17 protein-coding genes, 2 tRNA genes, 3 rRNA genes and 1 other RNA gene are annotated in these 25,760 nt (G+C 65.2%); 10 read left to right on the top strand and 13 right to left on the bottom strand.

Translation table 11 applies throughout. The annotated features are described in order from the left end of the window. Positions 1–9 precede the first annotated feature (9 nt). A complete protein-coding gene (locus MNR01_RS08170) occupies positions 10–2,001 on the bottom strand; it encodes a bifunctional DedA family/phosphatase PAP2 family protein (RefSeq protein WP_241920408.1) in 1,992 nt (663 codons plus the stop codon). Positions 2,002–2,146: 145 nt separating this feature from the next. Between MNR01_RS08170 and MNR01_RS08165 the strand changes: the two genes are divergently transcribed. Together MNR01_RS08165 and MNR01_RS08160 are read left to right on the top strand one after the other, a co-directional pair. Further along, positions 2,147–2,827 carry a serine/threonine protein kinase gene (locus MNR01_RS08165; RefSeq protein ID WP_241920407.1) on the top strand — a complete coding sequence of 227 codons (681 nt, stop codon included), beginning with the start codon at positions 2,147–2,149 and terminating at the stop codon, positions 2,825–2,827. Between the two features lie 68 nt (positions 2,828–2,895). Continuing rightward, positions 2,896–3,744 (top strand): NAD(P)-dependent oxidoreductase, encoded by an 849-nt coding sequence (locus tag MNR01_RS08160; RefSeq protein WP_241920406.1) that lies wholly within the window; start codon positions 2,896–2,898, stop codon positions 3,742–3,744. 18 nt (positions 3,745–3,762) lie between these two features. Here the strand turns inward: MNR01_RS08160 and MNR01_RS08155 are convergent, their stop codons facing one another. Next, entirely contained in the window at positions 3,763–4,635 is an 873-nt protein-coding gene (locus tag MNR01_RS08155) for an ion transporter (RefSeq protein WP_241920405.1), read from the bottom strand. A 140-nt stretch (positions 4,636–4,775) separates the two neighbouring features. On the opposite strand from MNR01_RS08155, the gene MNR01_RS08150 reads away from it, so the two are divergent. After that, positions 4,776–6,002 carry an acetylornithine/succinyldiaminopimelate transaminase gene (locus MNR01_RS08150; protein WP_241920404.1) on the top strand — a complete coding sequence of 409 codons (1,227 nt, stop codon included), beginning with the start codon at positions 4,776–4,778 and terminating at the stop codon, positions 6,000–6,002. Between the two features lie 57 nt (positions 6,003–6,059). Here MNR01_RS08150 and hemL read toward each other — a convergent pair whose 3' ends face one another. Both hemL and thiE read right to left on the bottom strand, forming a co-directional pair. After that, complete coding sequence (gene hemL / locus MNR01_RS08145) at positions 6,060–7,343, bottom strand: glutamate-1-semialdehyde 2,1-aminomutase (RefSeq protein ID WP_241920403.1); 1,284 nt, start codon at positions 7,341–7,343, stop codon at positions 6,060–6,062. Then, complete coding sequence (thiE, locus tag MNR01_RS08140; RefSeq protein ID WP_241920402.1) at positions 7,340–8,032, bottom strand: thiamine phosphate synthase; 693 nt, start codon at positions 8,030–8,032, stop codon at positions 7,340–7,342. The genes hemL and thiE overlap by 4 nt, the downstream gene beginning before the upstream one ends. A 93-nt stretch (positions 8,033–8,125) precedes the next feature. Here thiE and MNR01_RS08135 point away from each other — a divergent pair, with 93 nt between their 5' ends. Continuing rightward, a complete protein-coding gene (locus MNR01_RS08135) occupies positions 8,126–8,317 on the top strand; it encodes a rubredoxin (RefSeq protein WP_158732207.1) in 192 nt (63 codons plus the stop codon). Positions 8,318–8,353: 36 nt separating this feature from the next. Here the strand turns inward: MNR01_RS08135 and MNR01_RS08130 are convergent, their stop codons facing one another. After that, a complete protein-coding gene (locus MNR01_RS08130) occupies positions 8,354–8,803 on the bottom strand; it encodes a DUF192 domain-containing protein (RefSeq protein WP_241920401.1) in 450 nt (149 codons plus the stop codon). Positions 8,804–9,718: 915 nt separating this feature from the next. Between MNR01_RS08130 and MNR01_RS08125 the strand changes: the two genes are divergently transcribed. The 5 genes from MNR01_RS08125 (at position 9,719) to rrf (ending at position 14,985) form a co-directional block, all read left to right on the top strand. Then, positions 9,719–11,263: ribosomal RNA gene (locus MNR01_RS08125) — 16S ribosomal RNA — on the top strand. A gap of 120 nt (positions 11,264–11,383) precedes the next feature. Continuing rightward, a tRNA-Ala gene (locus tag MNR01_RS08120) sits at positions 11,384–11,459 on the top strand. 49 nt (positions 11,460–11,508) lie between these two features. Beyond that, positions 11,509–11,585: transfer RNA gene (locus tag MNR01_RS08115), tRNA-Ile, on the top strand. 254 nt (positions 11,586–11,839) lie between these two features. Then, positions 11,840–14,706: ribosomal RNA gene (locus tag MNR01_RS08110) — 23S ribosomal RNA — on the top strand. A gap of 164 nt (positions 14,707–14,870) precedes the next feature. Continuing rightward, positions 14,871–14,985: ribosomal RNA gene (gene rrf, locus MNR01_RS08105) — 5S ribosomal RNA — on the top strand. The 16S, 23S and 5S rRNA genes sit together here with 2 tRNA genes alongside, the layout of an rRNA operon. A 129-nt stretch (positions 14,986–15,114) precedes the next feature. Here rrf and norR read toward each other — a convergent pair. Next, entirely contained in the window at positions 15,115–16,809 is a 1,695-nt protein-coding gene (norR, locus tag MNR01_RS08100; protein WP_241920400.1) for a nitric oxide reductase transcriptional regulator NorR, read from the bottom strand. Between the two features lie 5 nt (positions 16,810–16,814). On the opposite strand from norR, the gene hmpA reads away from it, so the two are divergent. Beyond that, a complete protein-coding gene (hmpA, locus tag MNR01_RS08095) occupies positions 16,815–17,990 on the top strand; it encodes an NO-inducible flavohemoprotein (protein ID WP_241920399.1) in 1,176 nt (391 codons plus the stop codon). A 55-nt stretch (positions 17,991–18,045) separates the two neighbouring features. Here hmpA and rpiA read toward each other — a convergent pair whose 3' ends face one another. The 7 genes from rpiA to MNR01_RS08060 form a co-directional block, all read right to left on the bottom strand. Then, on the bottom strand, positions 18,046–18,708 hold the full coding sequence (gene rpiA, locus MNR01_RS08090; protein WP_241920398.1) for a ribose-5-phosphate isomerase RpiA: 663 nt from the start codon (positions 18,706–18,708) through the stop codon (positions 18,046–18,048). Positions 18,709–18,760: 52 nt separating this feature from the next. Continuing rightward, positions 18,761–19,231, bottom strand: a complete 471-nt coding sequence (locus MNR01_RS08085) for an EVE domain-containing protein (RefSeq protein WP_241920397.1) — start codon at positions 19,229–19,231, stop codon at positions 18,761–18,763. After that, positions 19,228–19,821, bottom strand: a complete 594-nt coding sequence (locus MNR01_RS08080; RefSeq protein WP_241920396.1) for a 5-formyltetrahydrofolate cyclo-ligase — start codon at positions 19,819–19,821, stop codon at positions 19,228–19,230. Before MNR01_RS08080 ends, MNR01_RS08085 begins: the two co-directional genes overlap by 4 nt. A gap of 143 nt (positions 19,822–19,964) precedes the next feature. Further along, positions 19,965–20,150, bottom strand: a non-coding RNA gene (gene ssrS / locus MNR01_RS08075) — 6S RNA. A gap of 136 nt (positions 20,151–20,286) precedes the next feature. Next, positions 20,287–20,592, bottom strand: a complete 306-nt coding sequence (locus MNR01_RS08070; RefSeq protein WP_241920395.1) for a cell division protein ZapA — start codon at positions 20,590–20,592, stop codon at positions 20,287–20,289. 67 nt (positions 20,593–20,659) lie between these two features. Beyond that, positions 20,660–20,881 carry a TIGR02449 family protein gene (locus MNR01_RS08065; protein WP_241920394.1) on the bottom strand — a complete coding sequence of 74 codons (222 nt, stop codon included), beginning with the start codon at positions 20,879–20,881 and terminating at the stop codon, positions 20,660–20,662. A 138-nt stretch (positions 20,882–21,019) separates the two neighbouring features. After that, positions 21,020–25,696, bottom strand: coding sequence for an EAL domain-containing protein (locus MNR01_RS08060; RefSeq protein WP_241920393.1), 4,677 nt, complete (start codon positions 25,694–25,696; stop codon positions 21,020–21,022). Positions 25,697–25,760 lie beyond the last annotated feature (64 nt).

Genomic DNA, 25,760 nt, shown 5'->3' with positions numbered 1-25,760 from the left:
GCTGCGCGGCTACTTGCCGCCGGTCTTCACCCGCAACACCAGCGTCGACCCCTGCGGGTGCTGCGACTGCCGCGATGCCAGGCCCTCGAGCGCCTCGCCGACCAGCGCATGCGCGCGGCCGTCGTCCGTGGCCGGCAGCCACAGCGAGGCAGCGCCCAAGGGCTTGGTCAGGTGCAGGGTCTGCGTGCTGCCCAGCCACAGCGGCGTGCCGTCGTCGAGCAGCACCGGCGCCGGCCACAGGCGCAACGCGTACTGCTCGTCCTTGCGCGGGCCGTCGCGCAGCATCAGCAGCGCTTCGGCCTGGGCGTCCAGCGTTGCCGGCAACACCGGCTGTCGCTGCGTCGGCTTGTCGTCGTCGAGCAGGCCGACGGTATCGACCCAGGTGGCCTGCGGCTGCACGCGCCAGCCCTGCGCCTGCAGGCGTGCCTGCAGCGGTGCCAGCGGTCCGGCGACCTGCAGGTCGAGCGGCCAGCGCCGGCGCTGGTCACGTTCGTTGCGTTGCGCCGGCAGCGTGGCCCAGTCGCGTTGCCACCAGTCGTCCTGGTCCATGACGGTGGTTGGCGTTGCCGCGGCGAACTTGGCCAGCAGCGCGTCGGCCGAACGCGGCGCATGCCATAGCGCGGCGATGACAAACGTTGAATAGAACAGCCACGCCAGCGGCCGCATCCAGAATGAGCGCGCGACGTGGCGGCGATAGGCGATGCCCAGGATCAGCAGCCAGAGGATGCCGAACAGCGTGCCGCCGACCAGATCGCTGGGCCAGTGCGCGCCCAGGTACAGGCGGGCGAATGCGACGGCGGTGGTCACCACACCGGCGAGCAGGTAGGGCCACACGCGGGTCCGGCCCGGCAGTTCGCGCGCAATCAGCACGGCGAAGAATCCGAACACGATCGTGCACATCGTCACCGCGACCGACGGGAAGCCGAAGCCGGCCGGTGCAGTCGGCGGACGCGGCATGTCGATCGCCGCTTCCAGCAGCGAGGTCAGGGTCAGGCCGAACACCAGCGCGGCCAGCCAGTGCGCGGCCGCCATCCAGCGCTTGCGCCACAGCAGGTAGGCCAGTGCGACTGCTGCGGCCGGACCTAGCACGGCGGCGTCGCCCACGCTCGCCAGTCCGGCCATCATGCGGTCGGCAAGCGGGTTGCGCAGGCCCCACATGAATTCGTGGATGGTGTGGTCGATCGCCAGCGGGCCGCCACTGGCAAGCAGCGACGCGAGCAGCGTGAACCAGGCCCAGCTGATGCCCAGCAGGCACACCGCCAGCATCAGCAACGACGGCGATTCCGGCCGGTTCGGATCGATCAGTGCCGCCGCGTAGCGACCAAGATGGGGGTGGTGGCGGGTCCAGTACAGGGCGCGCGCGAGCAGGTTGTCGGCGTGCGCGGCGAACCATCGCCAGGTGTAGAGCACGCAGGCCCAGACCAGGCCGATGGTGAGCGCCAGTGCCGCCAGCACCAGCGCCAGCCGGTCCGCGACCGCGGCGATCGCGTCATACGATTTGCCCAGGGCCCAGCCCGGCGCAAGGAAGGCCAGCGACCACACCAGGCACGCGGCCAGGCTCGGGAGTGCGTAGCGGCGCATCGGCATGTGCAGCATGCCGGCGATCGCCGGCACGAACGGACGCACCGCGCCGACGAAGCGCGCGATCACGATGCTCATGCTGCCGTGGCGGCGGAACAGCGCTTCGCCGCGATCGAGCCATTGCGGGTAGCGCGAGAACGGCCAGCGGCTGCGCAGTTGCGGCCCCCAGCGATAGCCGACCCAGTAGCTCAGCCCATCACCGATGAAGGCGCCGAACGTCGCGCACAGCAGGGCATACGGTCCGCTGACATGGCCCAGGCCGACCAGCGTGCCGACGGCGAACAGCAGCGGCAGCGCAGGCACGACGATGCCGACGATGACAAGGGCATCGCAGAAGGCAATCAGAAAGATGACAGCGCCGGCGGCGATAGGGTTTGCCGCGATCCATGCAGTCGCGCTTTCGATCCAGGCCGGTTCCATCGGCCGATTATAGGCAGCCCGGCCATGACGGCGCGATGGTCATGTTGCAGGGGGACTGCAGGCACGGTGGCAGCAGCACGGCGACGGCGGGCACGGTACGGGCGGCTCGCCTGCTCACGACCGGCCGTTTCCGTACACTGATGCGATGCCTCCACGCACCGACACCACCGACGTCGACGCCATCGAAGTCCAGGCGCTCAAGGCCGACAGTTTCGGCCGGATCGCGCTGATGCGCGGCGACGATGGCCTGTTCGTGCGACGCGACCTGCGCCACGTGCCGCTGTGGCTGCGCCTGCCGGCCTGGTGGCTGGCGCGGCGCGAAGCCAGGGGACTCGAACGCGTCGAAGGGCTGGCCGCCACGCCGCAGCTGCTGCGCTGGGACGGGCGTCGCCTCGATCGCAGTTACATGTCCGGCGCGGCGATGTACCAGCGCCCCCCGCACGGCGACCTTGCGTACTTCCGCCGCGCCCGGCGGCTGCTGCAACAGCTGCACCGTCGCGGCCTGGCCCACAACGACCTGGCCAAGGAAGCCAACTGGCTGGTGCTCGACGATGGCGCGCCGGCGATCATCGATTTCCAGCTCGCAACGCGTGGCAACGCGCGATCGCGCTGGATGCGCCTGCTGGCGCGCGAAGACCTGCGCCACCTGCTCAAGCACAAACGCACGTATTGCCCGAAATTTCTCACGCCCGTCGAGCGGCGCGTCCTCAAGCGCCACTCCTGGCTGCGCGAGGCCTGGTTCGCGACCGGCAAGCCGGTCTACCGCTTCGTAACGCGCAAGCTGCTGAAATGGGAAGACAACGAAGGGCAGGGGCCGAAACCGTAAGCCGCCCCGTGACGACCCGCAACACGACTGCCTTGGGCTTCCTGCCCTGAGCCCCGGAGGACACCGCCATGCGTACCCTGTCTGGAAAAACCATCTTCATTACCGGCGCATCGCGCGGCATCGGTCGCGCCATCGCCCTGCGCGCCGCGCGCGACGGCGCCAACGTCGTCATCGCGGCGAAATCCGCGGTTCCCAATCCGAAGCTGCCCGGCACCATCCACAGTGTCGCCGCCGAGGTCGAAGCCGCAGGCGGCAAGGCGCTTGCAGTGAAGTGCGACATCCGTGAGGAAGACGACGTCTATGCCGCGGTCGCGGCCACGGTCGACCTGTTCGGTGGCATCGACATCCTCGTCAACAATGCCAGCGCGATCTGGCTCAAGGGCACGCTCGAGACACCGATGAAGCGCTACGACCTGATGCAGCAGGTCAACGCGCGCGGCAGTTTCCTGTGCGCGCAGGCGTGCCTGCCGCACCTGCTCAAGGCGCCCGATCCGCACATCCTGGCGCTGGCGCCGCCGCTCAACCTCGATCCGAAGTGGTGGGCGCCGCACACCGCGTACACGCTGGCGAAGATGGGCATGAGTTTCGTCACGCTGGGCCTGGCCGCCGAGTTCGGCCCGCAGGGCGTCGCGGTCAATGCGCTGTGGCCGCGCACGGTGATTGCCACCGATGCGGTCAACATGATTCCCGGCGTGCGCCTGGAAATGTGCCGCAAGCCCGAAATCGTCGCCGACGCCGCACACGCGGTGCTGGTGCGGCCGTCGGACGATTTCCATGGGCACTTCCTGATCGACGACGATGTGCTGTTCGCCGCCGGCGTCACCGACTTCGCCCAGTACGCGATGAATCCCTTCTGCGAACACCTGATCCCGGACCTGTTCCTGACCGATTCGCAGTTGGCCAAAAAGCCCCGCTAGCGCCCACCGGCCATCGCCTCAACCCAGCGGGGCCGGCAAGGCGTGGCCGCAGTGCCGGCAGTACAGCGCGCCCGGATCGTGGCCTTCCAGTCCACATTCCGGGCAGCCGCGGCGGTCGTGCTGGCCGGCATCGTGGCTGGCATCGCGCAGGCTGCTGGCGAGCTCGGCCGTATAGATGCCGGTGGGCACGGCGATGATGCCGTAGCCGATCAGGATCAGCAGGGACGTGATGAAACGCCCGAGCGAGGTCTGCGGCGCGATGTCGCCGAAGCCGACGGTGGCCATCGTCACGATCGCCCAGTACATGCTGGTGGGGATGCTGACGAAGCCGTGCTCCGGGCCTTCGACGACGTACATCAGCGCGCCGAAGATCACCGCGATGGTCAGCAGCACGCACACGAACAGGAAGATCTTGCGGCGGCTGCGCGCCAGCGCGCTGATCAGGATCCCGCCTTCCTCGACGTAATGGGTCAGCTTGAGCACGCGGAACAAGCGCAGGATGCGCAGGATCCGCACCGCCAGCAGGCTCTGGCTGCCGGGCAGGATCAGCGACAGGTAGGTCGGCAGGATCGACAGCAGGTCGATCAGCCCCCACGTGCTCAGCGCGTAGCGCCATGGCCGCCGGACCACCGCCAGGCGCAGCGCGTATTCCGCGGTGAACAGCAGGGTGAATCCCCATTCCAGCGGGTACAGCCAGCCGGCATGGCGGGCGTGGATGCTGGCCACGCTGTCGCACATGATCACCAGCACGCTGGCGATGATGGCCACGATCAGCAGCAGGTCGAAATTGCGGGCCCGCGGCGTGTCGTGGCGGTAGATGATGTCGAACCAGCGCCGCCGCCAGCCGGTTTCGCTGGCCGGGTTGAGCTGGGGGTCGAACAGCAGGCGCATGGGGGGAGGACCTCCTGCGGCGATTGTGCAGGATCGCCTGCAAGGGCGATTTTCACGTGGTTGGCCGGCACCGGGGGACGCACGACGGCCGCGATAGGCGACAATGGCGACTTCCCCGCACCGCCTGACTTCGTCCCACCATGACTGCTACCAGCGCCGACCTGTTCTCGCTTTCCGAACGCTACTACCTGCCGGTGTACCGGCCCCGCCGGATCGTGCTCGATCATGGCCGCGGCGCACGCGTGTGGGATCGCGACGGTCGCGAGTACGTCGATTTCGGCGCCGGCATCGCCGTCAACGCGCTTGGCCACGCCAATCCGGTGCTGGTCGCGGCGCTGACCGAGCAGGCAGGCAAGCTCTGGCACACCAGCAACGTCTTCGTCAGCGAACCGCCGCTGCGCCTGGCCGAAGAGCTGGTCGAAGCGTCGCGCTTCGCCGAGCGGGTGTTCTTCTGCAACTCCGGCGCCGAGGCCAACGAAGCGGCGATCAAGCTCGCGCGCAAGTGGGCGACGGCGCAGGGCCGCGAACCCGATCGTCGCGTCATCCTCAGTTTCCGTGGCAGCTTCCACGGCCGCACCCTGGCCGCCGTTACCGCCACTGCGCAGCCCAAGTACCACGAGGGCTTCGAGCCGCTGCCGCCGGGTTTCCGCTACAGCGACTTCAACGATCTTGCCGCCGCCGAAGCCGCGATGTCGGCCGGCGACGTCTGCGCCGTGCTGGTCGAACCGGTGCAGGGCGAAGGCGGTGTCACGCCGGCGACGGAAGACTTCCTGCTGGGCCTGCGCGCGCTGTGCGATCGCCATGGCGCGTTGTTGATCCTCGACGAGATCCAGTGCGGCATGGGCCGGACCGGCCACCTGTTCGCCTGCCACGGCTACGGTGTCACGCCCGACGTGGTGACGCTCGCCAAGGCGCTGGGCAGCGGTTTCCCGATTGGCGCGATGCTGGTGGGCGCCAAGGCGGGCGAGTCGATGCAGTTCGGCGCGCACGGCACCACCTTCGGCGGCAACCCGCTGGCCGCGGCGGTCGCGCGTGCGGCATTGCGCGAGATTTCCTCGCCGCAGGTGCTGGCCAATGTCGAGCGGCAGTCGCTGGCGATCCGCAATGCGCTGACTGCGCTCGATGCCGAGCTGGGCCTGTTCTCAGAGATCCGTGGCTGTGGCCTGATGCTCGGTGCGCAGCTGCGCGAGGCGCATGCCGGCAAGGCCGGGCTGATCCTCGACCTGTGCGTGGAACAGGGCCTGCTGCTGCTGCAGGCAGGCCCGGACGTGCTGCGCTTCGTGCCGGCACTGAACATCAGCGACGCAGACGTGGCCGAAGGCCTGTCGCGACTGCGCGCTGCGCTGACCGCGTTCGTCAACGCCTGACCTGCACTTGATCCCCTCTCCCGCAAGGCGGGAGAGGGGTTGGGGTGAGGGCGCCCTTCAGAGCGTAGCGAACGAAGCCCGCGCAGCCTCGATCGTCCGTGCGATCTCCGCCTCACCATGCGCACTCGAAACGAAGCCGGCCTCGAACGCCGACGGCGCCAGGTACACGCCGCGTTCCAGCATCGCGTGGAAGAAACGATTGAAACGCGCGCTGTCGGACACCTTCGCATCCTCGAACGTTTCCACCGGCCCTTCGCGGAAATACAGGCCGAACATGCCCGGCGCGCGCGTCGTGTGGAAGGCGATACCGGCCTCGCGCGCCGCCGCTTCCAGTCCATCGCACAGGACGTGGGTCGTGCGCTCGAGTGCGTCGTGGAAGCCCGGCGCCTGGATCAGTTCCAGCGTCGCCAGGCCCGCGGCCATCGCCACCGGATTGCCGCTGAGCGTACCGGCCTGGTAGATCGGCCCGCTCGGCGCGACCTGTGCCATCAGTTCACGGCGGCCGCCGTAGGCGCCGACCGGCATGCCGCCGCCGATGATCTTGCCGAAGGTGGAAAGGTCGGGCGTGATGCCGTAGCGCTGCTGTGCACCGCCCAGGGCGACACGGAAACCGGTCATCACCTCGTCGAAGATCAGCAGCGCGCCGTGCTTCGTGCACAGCTCGCGCAAGTGCTGCAGGTAGCCGTCGCGCGGCAGGATGCAGTTGGCGTTGCCGACGATCGGCTCGATGATCAGGCCCGCGATCTCACCGCCGATCTCGTCGAACAGTTTCGTCGCCGCGTCGAAATCGTTGTAGGCGATGGTCATCGTCAGGTCGGCCAGCGCCGACGGCACGCCCGGCGAATTGGGCAGGCCCAGCGTCATCACGCCGCTGCCGGCCTTGACCAGGAAGCTGTCGCCATGGCCGTGGTAGCAGCCTTCGAACTTGACGATGCGGTTGCGGCCGGTGGCGCCGCGCGCGACGCGGATCGCCGACAGCGTGGCCTCGGTGCCGGAGTTGACCATGCGCACCATCTCGCAGCTCGGCACGATCGCGGTGATCGCTTCGGCCATCGTCACTTCCAGCGCGTTGGGCACGCCGAAGCTGAGGCCGTCGCGCATGGTCTTCTCGACCGCGGCCAGCACCTTGGGGTGGGCGTGGCCGGCGATCATCGGGCCCCACGAGCCGACGTAGTCGATGTAGCGGTTGCCATCGACGTCCTGCAGGTACGCACCTTCCGCGCGCTGTGCGAAGAACGGCTCGCCGCCGACCGACTTGAACGCGCGCACCGGCGAATTGACGCCGCCGGGGATCAGTTCGAGGGCGCGGGTGAACAGTTCGTGCGATTGCGAGTGATTCATGGGGGAGTCTCTTGGCTCCCTCTGCCGCTGTCGGAAGAGGGGTGGGGGGAAGGCAGTTCGAAGCAGGCCATGTAACGTCGCACCGCTGCGGCGGGATCGGCGGCATCGAACACGCCGCTGATCACCGCGAGCAGGTCGGCACCGGCCGCGACCAGGGGACGGGCATTGTCCGGGGTGATGCCACCGATGACCACCCGCGGCAGCCCCAGCGGCGCGGAGTCGCGCAACAGGTCGAGGCCTGCGCGGCGGGCGTCGGGCTTGGTCGGCGAGGGAAAGAAGGCGCCAAAGGCGACGTAGTCGGCGCCGGCCGCGGCGGCGCGGTGGGCCAGGGACAGGTCGGCATAGCAGGAGGCGCCCAGGATCGCGCCCTCGGGCAGGGTCGCGCGGGCGGCGGCGAGTTCGCCGTCGTCTTCGCCCAGGTGGGCGCCGTCGGCGCCGATCGATGCGGCCAGGCGCCAGTCGTCGTTGATGATCAGCGGCACGCCATGGTGCCGGCACAGCGGCAGCAGCTGCCGTGCCTGCTGGTCGCGCAGGGCTGGGTCGGCGGCCTTGTTGCGGTACTGCAGCCAGGCCGCGCCTGCCGCCAGCACGGTTTCCACCCGGGCCAGCAGGCGCTCGGTGTCGTTTTCGTCGGGGGTGATGGCATAGAGGCCAGTCCGCGGGACATGCCGCGAGATGGGCGGATTCATCCAGGAAGCTTCCGTGGGCGCGGGCGCAGTGGGACAATGCGCGTGCCGCAATCCGGCATTATCCGCTCAATTTCCCCCAGGTCCGATCCATCCATGTCCGAGCTTGCCGCCGCCACCACTTACCGCACCTGGATGTGCGTCGTCTGCGGCTTCATCTACGACGAGGCCCAGGGCCTGCCGGAAGAGGGCATCGCGCCGGGCACGCGCTGGGAAGACGTGCCCGATACCTGGACCTGCCCGGACTGCGGCGTGACCAAGGACGATTTCGAGATGATGGTGCTCTGAGTGGTGGTTCTCTGACCGCCTTGGCGGTCAGGTCCTTCAGGGCGTTCCCAGTCCCGGCCCGAACTTCAGTTTGGCGCCATCCTTGAGCCCCAGCTTGGCCGCTTCGCCGGCATTGAGCTCCAGTACGTAGCGCGCGGGCACGTTGCTGGGATAGGGCGGGCAGTTGTCGCCGAGCGAGCACGGCGGTGTGTCGCGGCGCTGCGAAACGAGCTTGCGGTCGTTGTCGAAATACAGGATATCCAGCGGGATCCTGGTGTTCTTCATCCAGTAGGCGAGGGGTTCCTGGCTCTCGTGGATGAACAACATGCCGTGGTCGGCGGCCATTTCCTCGCGGAACATCAGGCCGCGTGCGCGTTCGGCGTCGTCGTCGGCCACTTCCACTTCGAAGCGCTGTCCGCCCAGTTCGACCCAGGGGCTGGATCCGCCCATTGCGCAGCCAGACAGGGCCAGGCCGCAGCAGGCGACCATCAGACGGGGCAGGAACATGGTGGAGCTCCTTGTGGGCGTTGGTCCGGGGCCATGGCGGCCGTTGCGCGAGGAAACATCGTGCAGTCGTGAATGCGAGTCAAGCGGGAAGCGCTGTGTCCGCGCGGCTGTTGGTGCGGGCGCGGTCGCTGGGCTGCGTCGGCATCTGCGTCTGCGTCTGCGGAAGGGCGGTGTCCGTCGGGCCGGGGATTGCTCCGCCCCTTGGTCGGACATCCTGTCCGAATGCGGGGCGCGGGACATCCATGTCCCGCTGCGGCGCAATCCCCGGCCCGACGGACACCGCTCTGCCACTTCGCGCCACGGTCCGCGGTGACGAAAAGCCGCCATTTTCCCCTGCTCGTCATCCCCGCGTAGGCGGGGATCCAAGGACGTTGCTTGTCCGCCGGACCCGCCGAACGTGCTCGTTCGGCAAAGATGTAAAAAAACTTTAACGAACCCCTTCCAATCCCCGTTGTGCATGTGCACAATGCGCGCCCCGCCACGGTGAACTTGATCGCGGCGGGGCGCGGAAAAGACGGTGTGGTTCGAGGCGGTTGACGGTTCTCGAGCATGCTGTAAGATGCGCGGCCCGGTGGTCCTGGGGCGGTCCGAAAGGACGCTGAACGGACCTTCGGGGAGCGAAAAAAGATTTCGACACGGTGTTGACGGAATCGAAATTCGCTGTAAGATAGTCGGCTCCCTCGGGCACTTTGGTGCGGCGGGGTGAGACGGGAAAGGCGCTGAGGCCGGCCCCGAAGATCTTTGACAGTGTGCGCAGGTAACTTGTGCGGACGTCTGGCTGGTGGATGGTTGTCCATTGAGCAGATGTTCGTACCAAGCAACAACGATTCAAATGCATGCAAATGCAAGCGAGTAATTGGTGCCTGGAACGAGCTTTGCACTCAAAAAATTTGGATCTTCGGATCCATGCAATTTTAAGTGAAGAGTTTGATCCTGGCTCAGAGTGAACGCTGGCGGCAGGCCTAACACATGCAAGTCGAACGGCAGCACAGCAGTAGCAATACTGTGGGTGGCGAGTGGCGGACGGGTGAGGAATGCATCGGAATCTGCCTATTTGTGGGGGATAACGTAGGGAAACTTACGCTAATACCGCATACGTCCTACGGGAGAAAGTGGGGGACCTTCGGGCCTCACGCAGATAGATGAGCCGATGCCGGATTAGCTAGTTGGCGGGGTAAAGGCCCACCAAGGCGACGATCCGTAGCTGGTCTGAGAGGATGATCAGCCACACTGGAACTGAGACACGGTCCAGACTCCTACGGGAGGCAGCAGTGGGGAATATTGGACAATGGGCGCAAGCCTGATCCAGCCATGCCGCGTGTGTGAAGAAGGCCTTCGGGTTGTAAAGCACTTTTGTCCGGAAAGAAAAGCTTCGGGTTAATAACCCGGAGTTATGACGGTACCGGAAGAATAAGCACCGGCTAACTTCGTGCCAGCAGCCGCGGTAATACGAAGGGTGCAAGCGTTACTCGGAATTACTGGGCGTAAAGCGTGCGTAGGTGGTTTGTTAAGTCTGATGTGAAAGCCCTGGGCTCAACCTGGGAACTGCATTGGAAACTGGCTGACTAGAGTGCGGTAGAGGGGTGTGGAATTCCCGGTGTAGCAGTGAAATGCGTAGATATCGGGAGGAACATCTGTGGCGAAGGCGACACCCTGGACCAGCACTGACACTGAGGCACGAAAGCGTGGGGAGCAAACAGGATTAGATACCCTGGTAGTCCACGCCCTAAACGATGCGAACTGGATGTTGGGGGCAACTTGGCCCTCAGTATCGAAGCTAACGCGTTAAGTTCGCCGCCTGGGAAGTACGGTCGCAAGACTGAAACTCAAAGGAATTGACGGGGGCCCGCACAAGCGGTGGAGTATGTGGTTTAATTCGATGCAACGCGAAGAACCTTACCTGGCCTTGACATGCACGGAACTTTCCAGAGATGGATTGGTGCCTTCGGGAACCGTGACACAGGTGCTGCATGGCTGTCGTCAGCTCGTGTCGTGAGATGTTGGGTTAAGTCCCGCAACGAGCGCAACCCTTGTCCTTAGTTGCCAGCACGTAATGGTGGGAACTCTAAGGAGACCGCCGGTGACAAACCGGAGGAAGGTGGGGATGACGTCAAGTCATCATGGCCCTTACGGCCAGGGCTACACACGTACTACAATGGTAGGGACAGAGGGCTGCAAACCCGCGAGGGCGAGCCAATCCCAGAAACCCTATCTCAGTCCGGATTGGAGTCTGCAACTCGACTCCATGAAGTCGGAATCGCTAGTAATCGCAGATCAGCATTGCTGCGGTGAATACGTTCCCGGGCCTTGTACACACCGCCCGTCACACCATGGGAGTTTGTTGCACCAGAAGCAGGTAGCTTAACCTTCGGGAGGGCGCTTGCCACGGTGTGGCCGATGACTGGGGTGAAGTCGTAACAAGGTAGCCGTATCGGAAGGTGCGGCTGGATCACCTCCTTTAGAGACTAAAGACAGCAAATTGCTGGTCGGACGTCCGCACAAGTAACCTGCATTCAGAGTTCCGGGTCGCCCATAGGGGTGGCTGCGGGAGCGTCCCCGGATCCCTCCAGGGAATTCGATGGGGCTTTAGCTCAGCTGGGAGAGCACCTGCTTTGCAAGCAGGGGGTCGTCGGTTCGATCCCGACAAGCTCCACCACCTTGGGCGAAGACCCTTGCCTGGCGATTATGCCGGCGGGAAACACTTTGGGTCTGTAGCTCAGGTGGTTAGAGCGCACCCCTGATAAGGGTGAGGCCGGTGGTTCGAGTCCTCCCAGACCCACCACCGCTAAAGTGGTTCCAGCGAACGAAACTCTGATTGCGCACACATCAAATATTGAAGCAGCTGGGCGTTGAGGCCCATTTGCGTTCTTTGAAAATTGGGAATTGTAGCGAGCGTTTTGAGACGAATTGTGTCCATGACGTGTCGTGAGGCTAAGGCGAGTGTCTTCGGACACTTTATTAATTGAGTCGTTATATTCCAGACCGGGCTTTGTACCCCTGGTCCGAATGTAGCTCCAAGGCAACTTGGGGTTATATGGTCAAGCGAATAAGCGCACACGGTGGATGCCTTGGCGGTCAGAGGCGATGAAGGACGTGGCAGCCTGCGAAAAGTGCGGGGGAGCTGGCAACAAGCATTGATCCCGCAATGTCCGAATGGGGAAACCCACCTCGCAAGAGGTATTGCATGGTGAATAAATAGCCATGCAAGGCAAACCCGGAGAACTGAAATATCTAAGTACCCGGAGGAAAAGAAATCAACCGAGATTCCCTGAGTAGTGACGAGCGAACGGGGACCAGCCCTTAAGTTGATTGAGTTCTAGCAAAACAACCTGGAAAGGTTGGCCATAGACGGTGACAGCCCGGTATGCGAAAGAGCTCTTCCAATGAAATCGAGTAAGGCGGGGCACGAGAAACCCTGTCTGAACATGGGGGGACCATCCTCCAAGGCTAAATACTCCTGACCGACCGATAGTGAACCAGTACCGTGAGGGAAAGGCGAAAAGAACCCTGGTGAAGGGAGTGAAATAGACCCTGAAACCGTGTGCGTACAAGCAGTCGGAGCCCGCAAGGGTGACGGCGTACCTTTTGTATAATGGGTCAGCGACTTACTGTTCGTGGCGAGCTTAACCGTATAGGGGAGGCGAAGGGAAACCGAGTCTGATAAGGGCGCATAGTCGCGGGCAGTAGACCCGAAACCGGGTGATCTAGTCATGCCCAGGGTGAAGGTTGAGTAACATCAACTGGAGGCCCGAACCCACTCCCGTTGCAAAGGTAGGGGATGAGGTGTGATTAGGAGTGAAAAGCTAATCGAACCCGGAGATAGCTGGTTCTCCTCGAAAGCTATTTAGGTAGCGCCTCCTATGAATCTTCCTGGGGGTAGAGCACTGTTATGGCTAGGGGGTCATTGCGACTTACCAAACCATGGCAAACTCCGAATACCAGGACAGAATGTAGGGGAGACACACGGCGGGTGCTAACGTCCGTCGTGAAAAGGGAAACAACCCAGACCCACAGCTAAGGTCCCAAATTCATCGCTAAGTGGAAAACGATGTGGAAAGGCACAGACAGCCAGGAGGTTGGCTTAGAAGCAGCCACCCTTTAAAGAAAGCGTAATAGCTCACTGGTCGAGTCGGTCTGCGCGGAAGATTTAACGGGGCTAAGCGATGAACCGAAGCTTGGGGTGCATAACTTTGGTTATGCGCGGTAGAGGAGCGTTCCGTAAGCCGTTGAAGGTGGATTGAGAAGTCTGCTGGAGGTATCGGAAGTGCGAATGCTGACATGAGTAACGATAATGCGGGTGAAAAGCCCGCACGCCGAAAGCCCAAGGTTTCCTTGCGCAACGTTAATCGACGCAGGGTGAGTCGGCCCCTAAGGCGAGGCAGAAATGCGTAGTCGATGGGAAGCTGGTTAATATTCCAGCACCTCGCGTAAGTGCGATGGAGGGACGGAGAAGGTTAGGTTGGCCGGGCGTTGGTTGTCCCGGTGAGAGAGTTGAGGCGGTTCCCTTTGGCAAATCCGGGGGAGCAACGTTGAGACTAAGGACCAGCCCATCAGGGCGAAGCAACCGATATCACGCTTCCAGGAAAAGCTCCTAAGCTTCAGCTTACGCAGACCGTACCGTAAACCGACACAGGTGGGCAGGATGAGAATTCTAAGGCGCTTGAGAGAACTCGGGTGAAGGAACTAGGCAAAATAGCACCGTAACTTCGGGAGAAGGTGCGCCCTTTCTGGTGAATAGCTGGGAGGGGCCGCAGTGACCAGGCCGCTGCGACTGTTTATCAAAAACACAGCACTCTGCAAACACGAAAGTGGACGTATAGGGTGTGACGCCTGCCCGGTGCCGGAAGGTTAATTGATGGGGTCAGCCGCAAGGCGAAGCTCTTGATCGAAGCCCCGGTAAACGGCGGCCGTAACTATAACGGTCCTAAGGTAGCGAAATTCCTTGTCGGGTAAGTTCCGACCTGCACGAATGGCGTAACGACAGCGGCGCTGTCTCCACCCGAGACTCAGTGAAATTGAAATCGCTGTGAAGATGCAGCGTTCCCGCGGCAAGACGGAAAGACCCCGTGAACCTTTACTATAGCTTTACACTGAACGTTGAGTTCTTCTGTGTAGGATAGGTGGGAGGCTATGAAACCGAGGCGCTAGCTTCGGCGGAGCCAACCTTGAAATACCACCCTGAAGTGCTTGACGTTCTAACCTAGGTCCGTAATCCGGATCGGGGACCGTGTATGGTGGGTAGTTTGACTGGGGCGGTCTCCTCCCAAAGTGTAACGGAGGAGCACGAAGGTACGCTCAGCGCGGTCGGACATCGCGCACTGTGTGCAAAGGCATAAGCGTGCTTGACTGCAAGATCGACGGATCAAGCAGGTACGAAAGTAGGTCTTAGTGATCCGGTGGTTCTGTATGGAAGGGCCATCGCTCAACGGATAAAAGGTACTCCGGGGATAACAGGCTGATACCGCCCAAGAGTTCATATCGACGGCGGTGTTTGGCACCTCGATGTCGGCTCATCACATCCTGGGGCTGTAGTCGGTCCCAAGGGTATGGCTGTTCGCCATTTAAAGTGGTACGCGAGCTGGGTTCAGAACGTCGTGAGACAGTTCGGTCCCTATCTGTCGTGGGCGTTGGAGATTTGAGAGGGGCTGCTCCTAGTACGAGAGGACCGGAGTGGACGAACCTCTGGTGTTCCGGTTGTCACGCCAGTGGCACTGCCGGGTAGCTATGTTCGGAAGCGATAACCGCTGAAAGCATCTAAGCGGGAAGCGCGCCTCAAGATGAGATCTCCCGGGACTTCAAGTCCCCTAAAGGAACCATCAAGACCAGGTGGTTGATAGGCAGGGTGTGTAAGTGCAGCAATGCATTGAGCTAACCTGTACTAATGATCCGTGTGGCTTGACCATATAACCTCAAGTTGCTTTGGCTTCCGACGCGTCGGACACCATTCGCCAAAAACTTGCTACAATTCCCAACCCATTCGCCGACACGGAATACATCCCGTGAAAGCAACCAAACGAGAGCGTGTGCGCGACTCAGTACACCGAGATCCGCGACCCTCCACCCTCTCCCTGGTGATAATAGCTGTGTGGTCCCACCCGATCCCATTCCGAACTCGGAAGTGAAACGCACATGCGCCGATGGTAGTGTGGCTTAAGCCATGCAAGAGTAGGTCATCGCCAGGGGCTTTACCCTAAAACCCCCAGCCGAAAGGTTGGGGGTTTTTCTTTGCGCGTTTGGAAAGTTAATGGTGTGGCCCGGCGTGAAGTTAATCACTGCGCTGCGGGGGATTATCTGGCGCGCGGTGCGGGACGCTAGGACCTCAACCCCAGCCGACGCGCCGACCGGGCAAGATTCGCCCGGTCCAGCCCCAGCGATCGTGCCGCGGCGGCCCAGTTGTTGCCATGCCGATCGAGGGCCTCCTGGATCAACCGCCGCTCCACCGCCGCCAGCGTGTCGCGCAGGCTTTCACCGGGCGGCTGACTGACAGGCTCCGGCGGCGGCTCGTCGATCTGCCGGCGCTCGCCGGGGAGATCCAGATCGCCGGGTTCCAGGCTGAGGATGCGCGGACGGGTGGGGCGGGAAGCCAACGCGCGCAGTGAGCTTCGTGCAATCAGGTGCTCCAGCTCGCGGACGTTTCCTGGCCATGGATAGGCCACCAGCGCAGTCTGCGCATCGGCGGAAAGGCGCAGGGCAGAGAGGCCGAGACGTCGACGATTCTCTTCAAGGAAGTACCCGCTGATCAGCAGGATGTCGTGGCCGCGCTCACGCAGCGGCGGTACCTGCAGCGGATAAACGCTGATGCGGTGGTAGAAGTCGGCGCGGAAACGTCCGTCGCGTACTTCCTGGGCGAGATCGCGATTGCTGGCGGCGATGATCCGGACATCGACATGATGCTCGCGGTCGGAACCGACGCGCTGCAGTTGCCCGCTCTGCATCACCCGCAGCAGTTTCGCCTGCACGCTGAGCGGAAGTTCGCCGACTTCGTCCAGGAACAGCGTTCCCTGGTCCGCCAGTTCGAACTTGCCGCGACGGTCGCCGGTCGCGCCGGAAAACGCGCCGCGGACATGACCAAACAGTTCGCTCTCCACCAAGGACTCGGGAAGAGCGGCGCAGTTGATGGAGATCATCGGCTTGCCGGCACGGGACGAAGCGGCGTGCAGTGCCTTGGCAACCAGCTCCTTGCCCACGCCGGTTTCGCCCTTGATCAGCACGGTCAGCTCGCTGCCCCCGACCGCCCCCAACTCGGCCTGCATGCGTTTGAACGCAGGGCTGCGTCCAAGCAGCGAGCGCGCAGTCGTGTCATCGGCGGCAACCCGATAGCTCTCGGCATTGAACTGCGCACGCTCGGCGTCCTGCGCCAGTTGCCGCATGCGTTCCGCCGCGCTTACCGCGGCCGAGGCAACGCTGGAGAATGCCCGCAACAGCTGCACGTCCTGATCGCTGAAGCGCCCCGCATCGAGTGCGTCGATCGTCAGCAATCCCCAGGGCCTGGCGGCCACCGTGAGCGTGCAACCCATGCAGTCATGGACGTGCAATCGCGTGTCGTGGCCAAGGACCAGCCCGTCGTACGGATCCGGCAGCTGGCTGTTGGCGGGAAAGCGAGTGGGGTCAGGATTGGCCAGCAATGCCGCCAGCCTCGGATGCTCGGATACGTGGAACCTGCGGCCCAGGGTGTCCTCGCTGAGTCCATCGACCGCCATCGGCACGAGGGTCTCGCCCACCAGCTTGAGCAGTGCGCTGGCGTCGCTTCCGAACAGCCTACGCACCGAAGCCAGCAAACGGCCATAGCGCTCGTGTTCGGGCATGTCGCGCGACAGGTCGTCGACCACGGGAAGTACGGTCTCGAGCAGGTCCGCTGCTGTCAATTCGACACTCATCGCAGTCGATTGTACCGCCACCGGTCGTTGTCGATTCGACCGGGTGTGGCACCAAGGTGTTGATCTGCAAGAAACGGATGCATGGCACGGACCTTGATAGGTATCAGGTATCCCTACAACCGGATCCACCGCGCATGCTGACCCCCGAACACCGTCAGATCATCAAGTCCACCGTGCCCCTCCTGGAAAGCGGGGGCGAGGCGTTGACCCGTCACTTCTACGAGATCCTGCTCGGTGAGAATCCGCAGCTGCGTCCCTTCTTCAACCAGGCAAACCAGCACAGCGGCGACCAGCCGCGGGCGTTGGCCAGTGGCGTGCTGATGTATGCGAGACACATCGACCAGCTCGATCAGCTGGCCGAACTGGTCACGCTGATCGGCAACAAGCATGTCTCGCTGCAGATCCAGGCCGAACACTATCCGATCGTGGGTGCGTGCCTGCTGCGCGCGATCCGCGAAGTGCTGGGGCCGGAGGTCGCAACCGATGCGGTCGTCGATGCCTGGGCGGCGGCGTACCAGCAACTGGCCGGGATACTGATCGACACCGAAGCCGGTCTCTACCAGGCGACCGCGGACCGGGCCGGTGGCTGGCGCGGTGCACGCAGGTTCACCGTCGTCGACAAGGTGGTCGAAAGCGACGAGATCACGTCGTTCTACTTCGCGGCGAGCGACGGTGGCGCGATCCTCGCGCACTCACCGGGGCAGTTCATCGGCCTGCGCCTGGACGTCGATGGCACCGACCAGCGGCGAAACTACTCGCTCTCGGCCGCGGCGAACGACAGTCATTACCGGATCAGCGTGAAGCGCGTGGCCGGTGGCGCGGTCTCCAGCCACCTGCATGAGCAGGTGCAGGTAGGCGACGAAGTCGATCTGTTTCCGCCGTCTGGCCACTTCGTGCTCAAGCCTGCGGAGAAGCCGCTGGTGCTGATCAGCGGCGGCGTCGGCATCACCCCGACACTGGCCATGCTGCAGGCGGCCTTGCCGAGTGGGCGGCCGATCCATTTCATCCATGCCGCGCGCAATTCGGGCGTGCATGCATTCCGCGACTGGACCGACACGCTGGCGCTGGATCATCCGCAGCTCAAGCGCTTCTACTGCTACGAAGAGGCCGGCGCCGATCCGGTCGATGCCGTTGGATACATCGACCACGCGTTGCTTGAGCGGTGGATGCCGGCGACGCGCGACGTCGATGTGTACTTCCTCGGGCCCAAGCCGTTCATGCGCGCAATCAAGGGTCACCTGAAGGCGATGGGCGTGCCCGAACGGCAATGCCACTACGAGTTCTTCGGACCGGCAACCGCGCTGGACTGAGTGCGCGACGAAGCAGGCGTCCGGGCCGACTGGACCGGACGCTGCAGCAAACGGCTTACAGCAGCGTCGGCGGCTCGCCGCCGATGATCACCACGTCGGCGGGGCGGCGGGCGAACAGGCCGACCGCAACCACGCCCGGAATCTGGTTGATCGCCTGCTCCAGGCCGACCGGGTCGACGATCGACAGACCGTGGATGTCGAGGATCACGTTGCCGTTGTCGGTGACCACGCCATTGCCGGCGGCGTCCTGGCGCCATACCGGCTGGCCGCGCGTCATCGCCTGGATCTGGCGGGCCACCAGGCTGCGTGCCATCGGGATCACCTCGACCGGCAGCGGGAACTTGCCGAGCACATCGACGCGCTTGCTGGGGTCGACGATGCAGACGAACTTCTGGCTGGCCTCGGCGATGATCTTCTCGCGCGTCAACGCCGCGCCACCGCCCTTGATCAGGCGCTTGTGCGGATCGCATTCGTCGGCGCCGTCGACGTAGAGCGACAGCGGGCCGGTGGCGTTGAGGTCGAGCACTTCGATGCCATGCGCGCGCAGCCGCTGCGTGCTCTGGTCCGAGCTCGACACGGCGCCCTTGATGCGATCCTGGATACGCGCCAGTGCATCGATGAAGTAGGCGACCGTGGAACCGGTGCCGACGCCGACGATCATGCCGTCCTCGACGTACTCGATGGCTTTTTCGCCGGCCAGGCGCTTGGCTTCGCTCATGGTTTCAACTCGTTGGGGCAGGGATTTCGTTTCGTCGCCAGCGGCAACGCACTCACTCCAGCGACAGCAGGTACTTCCACTGCGCCGCCTGGACGGGGAACACCGACAGCCGGTTGCCTCGCCGCACCAGCGCGAAATCCTCGCCCAGCCTGGCGGCGTGCTGCTTGATCTCGTCGAGGGAAATCGTGCGCTTGAGCTTGCGATCGAAGGCAACGTCGACCAGGAACCAGCGTGGCTCCTCGCGCGTGCTCTTGGGATCGAAGTAGTCCGACTTCGGGTTGAACTGGGTTTCGTCGGGATAGGCCTTGCTCGCCACGGTGGCGGTGCCGACGATCCCGGGAACCTCGGTGTTGGAGTGGTAGAACAGCACGCCGTCGCCGACCTGCATGCCGTCGCGCATGAAGTTGCGTGCCTGGTAGTTGCGCACGCCGTTCCAGGGCTCGGTGCCGACACGCTCGAGGTCGTCGATCGAGAACGCGTCCGGTTCGGACTTCATCAGCCAGTAGCGGCGGCGTGCGGTCATGCGGTGGCCCTGCTGCTGCAATCCATGGTCTTCGATTCGGTGCAGACCGCATCCAGTGCGACGTCCCAGTCGGCGCGGTCGAGCGTTTCGACCTGCTGCGTGTCGAATGCCGCGCCGACCAGCCACGGCGGGGCCGGGCGCTGGTGGCGGAATTCGAAGCTGCGATCGTACCAGCCGCCACCCATGCCGAGCCGGTGGCCGCGTGCGTCGAAGCCCACCAGCGGCGCCACGACCAGGCTCATCTGTTCCGGCTCGAGCAGCGAGCTCGGCGCGATGTCGGGCTCGGGGATGCCGTGGCGATTGCTCACCAGCGGGTCGCCGGGGCGCCAGGGCGCGAAGCGCAGTCGGCCGTCCTCGTGCAGCACCGGCAGGCAGTACACGCATTCGCGGGGAAGGCGCAATTGCCAGACGTGCAGGGCGATTTCGCCGTCGGTGGCCCAATAGCCGCAGACATAGCCCGATGCGGGCGCGAATGGCAGTGCGAGCAGCTGCATGGACAGCCGTTCGGCAGCGGCAATGCGCTCGCCGGCACCCAGGGCACGGCGGCGGTCGCGGAGTTCGCGGCGCAGCGCCGCGCGGTCAGCCGTCATGCGGCACTCGATCCTTTGCTGCGGCTGACAATCGCCGGCCGGGTGGGGACAGGGTAAAAAAGATCGGGCGCGAAGTCGCGCCCGGTCCTGGGGTTCGGTCGGTGCCATGGCCGCGGGGCCAGGCACCAACGCCGTTGAATGAGTAGTCCTCCGCCGATGGCGATGCTTGCGAAACGACCTTGAACCCGGGGTTCAAGTGGGGACGCTTGGATGCCTTCGGGCTTCCCGCTACGAGGCGGACCTGCACTCCGGGCCTCCGCCGCGCCCCCGGTGTCGTCATAAGGGACAAGGCGAATGTTTGCGCACGCTGTCGCGTACAGCAGAGGACGTTCGCGAAGTATAGCGCGCGGTCTGTGAAGTGAGTGCCCGCTCGTCGGCACCAGGGTGGAACGGTTCAGTGCACGCGTGCGCCTGATGCGCGCGGCGGCGCCAGCGCCTGGACACAAGCGCCGGCGATGTGCCGGATCAGCGCGCCGGCAAGTCGAACAGGTCGTCGAGACGGCGGTGCAGGTCGGTCAGCGTGCGCGAAAATTCGCGGTCGCGGCTCGATTGCTCGTTGCGCATCTGCTGCAGGTCGTGGGCGAGATTGAGCGCGGCCAGCACGGCGACGCGATCGAGCGCGGCCATGCGGTTGTTGCCGCGGATCTCGCGCATCTTGGCGTCGAGCAGCTTGGCTGCCGACAGCAGGCTGTCGCGCTCGTCCGGCTCGCAGCCGACCGTGTACTCGCGATCCAGCAGGCGGATGCTGACCGGTTCATTGGTGCTGCTCATCGTGCGACGCCCTCCACGACGAGTGCCGTCGGTCCGTTGCCCGATCCATTGCGCATCAGGTCAGGACTCACGTGTGCTGCTCCAGGGACTTCAATCGCGCGATCATCGCCTCGACACGGGCGCGTGCCTGTTCGTTCTTGGCCAGCAGTGCCGAACGTTCGCCCGACAGTTGTTCCTGCTGCTGGCGCAGGCTGCGGTTCTCCTCGCTCAGCCGGCGCGAGCGCTCGGCAAGCTGCTCGACCCGGTCGGCGAGCGACTTGAGCTGGGCGAGTAGTTCGGCTTGGTCCATGCCGCGCACGATAGCAGGGCGGGGAGACCGGTCAAGGGCGACGGTCGGCGACCCGGGCCCCGGTTCACACCGGCGTGGCCAGGGCGGCCAGTGGCCGCCTTCGCGGGGTCAGTGATGAATCGGCCCGGACAGCCCCGGTCAGCCCGGCGAGCCGACCTTGTCGGCGGGGCCACTGCCCGCAGCGCCACTGCCCGCTGCGCCACTGCCCGCCGTGGTGTTTCCGGCCGGAACCGACTGCGGCGTCCAGTTGCGGATAAAGGCCAGGCAGTCCGCCGCCTCCAGCGGTCTGGCCAGCCAGTAGCCCTGGATCTCGTCGCATCCGCGTCCGCGCAGGAACTGCATCTGCGCTTCGGTCTCCACGCCTTCGGCGATCACGGTCAGGCCCAGCGAATGCGCCATGGCGATGACCGTCGTGGTGATCGCCTCGTCGTCGGCGTCGCGGGTGAGGTCGCCGATGAATTCCTTGTCGATCTTGAGCGTGTTGATCGGCAGGCGCTTGAGGTAGGCCAGCGACGAGTAGCCGGTGCCGAAGTCGTCGATCGCCAGGCCGACGCCGAGCGAACGCAGCGCGTCGAGCGTGGCCGAGGTCTGCCCGGCGTTGGCCATGATCACGCTCTCGGTGAGTTCCAGCTGCAGCATCTCCGGCGGCACGCCGCTCTCGACCAGTGCGCGCGCGACCTGCTTGGGCAGGTTGCCGCGCAACAACTGCAGCGACGACACGTTGACCGCCATCGTCAGCTGGTCCAGGCCGTTGTGGCGCCAGCGCTTGAGCACGCCGCAGGCTTCGCGCAGCGCCCATTCGCCGATGTCGAGGATCAGGCCGCTTTCCTCTGCCAGCGGAATGAACTGCGCCGGCGAGATGTCGCCCAGTTCGAAGCTGCGCCAGCGCAGCAGTGCTTCCACGCCGGTGATGCGGGACTGATCCAGCGACAGCTTGGGCTGGAACACCAGGCGCAGTTCGTTGCGATCGAGCACGCCGCGCAATGCTGCGGAGATGGTCGCACGGCCGCGGATCTCCACGTCCATCGCCTCGGTGTAGCGCATGAAGGTGCGGCGGCCGGCGGCCTTGGCCTGGTACATCGCCGTATCGGCATGCTTGAGCAGGTCGGTCGGCACCAGGGCGTGGTCGGGATACAGGCTGATGCCGATCGACGGCGAGATCACCACGTCGTGGCGCTGGTCGATGTCGAGCGGCGTTTCGAAAGCGACCAGCACGTCGCGCGCGACCTGCTCGGCCTGCTCGACGTGCTCGAGGTTCTCCAACAGCACCGTGAACTCGTCGCCGCCGAGGCGGGCGACGGTGTGCTGCGGCCCCACTGCCTGCTGCAGGCGGATGGCCGCCGCGCGCAGGATGCGGTCGCCGGCGGCATGGCCGAGCGAATCGTTGATGTCCTTGAAGCGGTCCAGGTCGAGGAACAGCATCGCGATGCGGCTGCCGTGGCGGCGCGCACGCACGATCGCCCGCGACAGCCGCTCCGACAGCAGCGCACGGTTGGGCAGGCTGGTCAGCGTGTCGTAGTTGGCCAGGTAGCGCAGTTCCTGCTCGGCGCGCTTCTGGTCGGTGATGTCGCCGAGCACGGCGACGTAATGACCATGCTGGCCGCTGGAGTCGAGCACTTCGCTGCCCTGGAACCAGCACAGGAATTCATCGCCGTTCTTGCGCTGCTGCCAGATCTCGCCCGACCAGCGCCCGTTGCGACGAAGTTCGCTGCGCACGTGCTGGTAGAACGCCGGGTCGTGCTGGTCGCTGTCGAGCAGGCGGGTCGGGCGCCCGATCACTTCCGAATCGGCATACCCGGTCATGCGGGTGAAGGCGGGATTGACCGAGACGAACTGGAACTCGCGGTCGAACACGGCGACCGCCTCGATCATGCTGTTGAGCACCTGGCCGGCGATCAGGCGATCGCGCTCGGCGCTGCGGTTGGCGGTGATGTCGCGTGCCGTGCCGGCCACGCGCAGGGCGCGACCGTTGGCGGCGCGTTCGACGACGCGGCCGCGGGCGCGCATCCACACCCACTTGTTGTCCTCGCGCACGCGATGTTCGGACAGGAACAGCGCGGCGTCGCCGCGCAGGTGGCGCTTGAGCTGTTCGACTGCCTGCGGCTGGTCTTCGGGATGGATCTGCAGGTTGGAGTCGACCAGCGTCTGCACGCCCAGCTCCGGCGTCAGCCCGGCCTGGTCGTCGGCGCGCGTGCGGCGCAGCACGCGGCTGTCCAGGTCGTAATCCCAGAACTGCTCGCCCGAGGCCCACAGCGCCAGTTTCAGGCGCTCGTCGCGTTCGCGGATCTGGGCGAAGTAGCCACGCTCGCGGCGACGATCGCGGTGGCGACGCCAGGCCAGCACCAGCGCCAGCGCCAGTGCGGCCAGCACCGCGCCGGCGATCACCAGCGGGTGGCGCCACAGCGGCGGCGCGATGCGCACCGGAATCTCCAGCGTCTGCTCGTTCCACACGCCGTCGCGGTTGGTGGCCTGGGCGAGGAAGGTGTAGCTGCCTGCCGGCAGTCGGGTATAGGTGATGTCCTGCTGGTTGCCGTTGTCGATCCAGTCCTTGTCGAAACCGTCCATGCGGTAGCGATAGCGGATGCCGGCCGCCGGTGCGAAATCGAGGGAACCGATGCGAAGGCGCAGCAGGCCGGCCGCATCGGGCAGCTCGAGCCGCGTCGGCTGCCACAGTGCGCGCGGCTCGGCGGTCGCCTCGCTGCCAACCCACGCGCCGAGCAGCTTGAGCGGCGCGCTGTAGTGCGAGTCGACGATGCGCGCGGGATCGAACAGGTTCAGGCCGCGGACACCACCAAAGACGATCTGGCCGTCGCTCAGTTGCGCCATCGAGCCGCCGTGGAATTCCAGGTCCTGCAGGCCGTCGGCGAGGCCGTAGCTGCGCGTCCGCTCGCTGCCTATGTCGAAGCTGACGATGCCGGCCTGCGTGCTCAGCCACAGCCGTCCGGCCGGGCCTTCGGCGATCGCGAACACGACCGGCACCATGGAACTGTTGAGCGTTCCCGTCAGCGGGTGGGCGAAGCTGACACTGCCGTCGGCGGCTTCGACCACGCGGCTCAGACCGGCGTGCGTGCCGACCCAGAGCGTGCCGTCGTGCGCCAGGTGCAGCGCACGCACACGGTTGCCGGGCAGGCTGGCGGCGTTGTCGCCGGCGTGGCGAAAATGGCGCACGCGGCCGGTGGCGGGATCGAGCACGTCGAGGCCGTCGCCGGTGCCGATCCAGACATGGCCGTGGCGGTCTTCGGCGATGGCGTGCACGACCGGATAGCTCAGGCCGTTGGCGTCGTTCTCGCGGTACGGGTAGTGGGTGAGCTTGCCGCCATCGGGAATGTAATGGAACGCGCCATTGCCATGGCTGCCGATCCACAGCGAGCCATCGCGCGCCACTGCCAGCGAGCGCATCGCTTGCCGCTCCAGGCCCGGAATCGGCAGATGGCGTGCCTGTCGGCGTTGCGGGTCGAGCAAGAACAGGCCGACGTCGGTGGCCACCCACAGCTCGCCCTGTGCGGCGGGCGCAAATGCGGTCACGCGCGGCGGTGTCGCCGCGTCGCCAAGCAGTGCCGTGAGATCTTCGAAGCGGTCTTGCGCAAGCGCGTAGCGCAGCAGGCGGGTGTTGTCGGTGCCGAGCCAGAGCGCGCCGTCCTGGGCCTGCGCGATGGTGCGGATGCTGTCGGCGGCGGCGGGACTGCGCGAGCGCGCGCGTTCGAGATTGAACACGTAACGGAAGCGCGTGCCGCGCGGGTCGGCGACCGCGACGCCGCGGAACTGGCCACCCACCCACAGCATTCCGCCGCGGTCGACCAGCATCGCGTTGACTGCATCGTCGGGAAGACTGGCCTCTATGCCGGGCTCCTCGTGCACTTCTTCCGTGCTGCCCGTGGCCGGGTCGAAGCGGCGCAGGCCGTAACCGTAGACCGACAGCCAGAGCCGATGGTCAGGCGCCTGCACGATGGCGCGGACAGGCGTCGGGTCGGCCGTCTGCGCGGCCGCCTGCGGCCAGGCGCGCACCAGTTCGCGGCCATTGCTGTGCAAGCGGTACAGGCCGTCGTTGCGGCCGACCCACAACTGGCCGGCCTGGTCCTGCTGCAGCGACAGCACCGCATCCTGGGGGCCGATGCGCTGCACCGTTCCGGCCGGGTCGATGCGATGCAGTCCGGTCGGGCCGCCGTACCAGGCCATGCCGTCGCGGGTCGCCAGCAACGTCTGCCGGCCTGTGGCAGCAGCCGACAGCGATTCCAGCGACAGCACCGTCTGGCGCGTGCCGCTCTCGGGATTCAGTCGCTCCAGTCCCGCCGCAGTGCCGACCCAGAGGTGGCCGCGGTAGGGCAGCACCGCCACGACCTGGCGATGGGGGTGGCTGGGCGCCGAGGCGGCATAGCGACGGATCTTGCCGTTGCCCAGGTCGAGCCGGCTGACGTATTCGGAATAGGTGCCTACCCACAGCGCCCGGCCGCCGTCGAGGGAAATCGCGGTGATGTTGCTGTCGGGCAGGCTGTCGGGATCGCGCGGGTTATGCCGGTAGGGCAGGTAGCGCTGGCCGTCGTAACGGTGCAGGCCGCCCTGGGTGGCGACCCAGACGAACCCCTGCGGGTCCTGGGCCATGGCCGTCACCGTGTTCTGGGTGAGGCCCCGCTCGCTGCCCAGGCGCGAGAAGTAGAAGTCGCGGGTTGCCGCCGCGGCCGGCGCGGTCGCCAATGCCAACGCCAGTACCGGTCCGGCGAGACGGACGAGCCAGACGATCCGGCTGGGGAAGCAGGCTTGGGAGGGCGGACGCACGGACACCCACGGGTTGAGTACTGCAGCGCGCAGTGTAGGCAAGCGTTCAGCCTGGCAACAAGACGCGCCTGCATTGATACACTGCCTTGACTCCCCCGAGCCCTGT

Origin of the sequence: Lysobacter sp. S4-A87 (genome assembly GCF_022637455.1) — a bacterium.
Taxonomy (GTDB): Bacteria; Pseudomonadota; Gammaproteobacteria; order Xanthomonadales; family Xanthomonadaceae; genus Lysobacter_J.
Note: the sequence above shows the minus strand (reverse complement) of the source record. Positions and strands in the feature narration are given on the sequence as shown.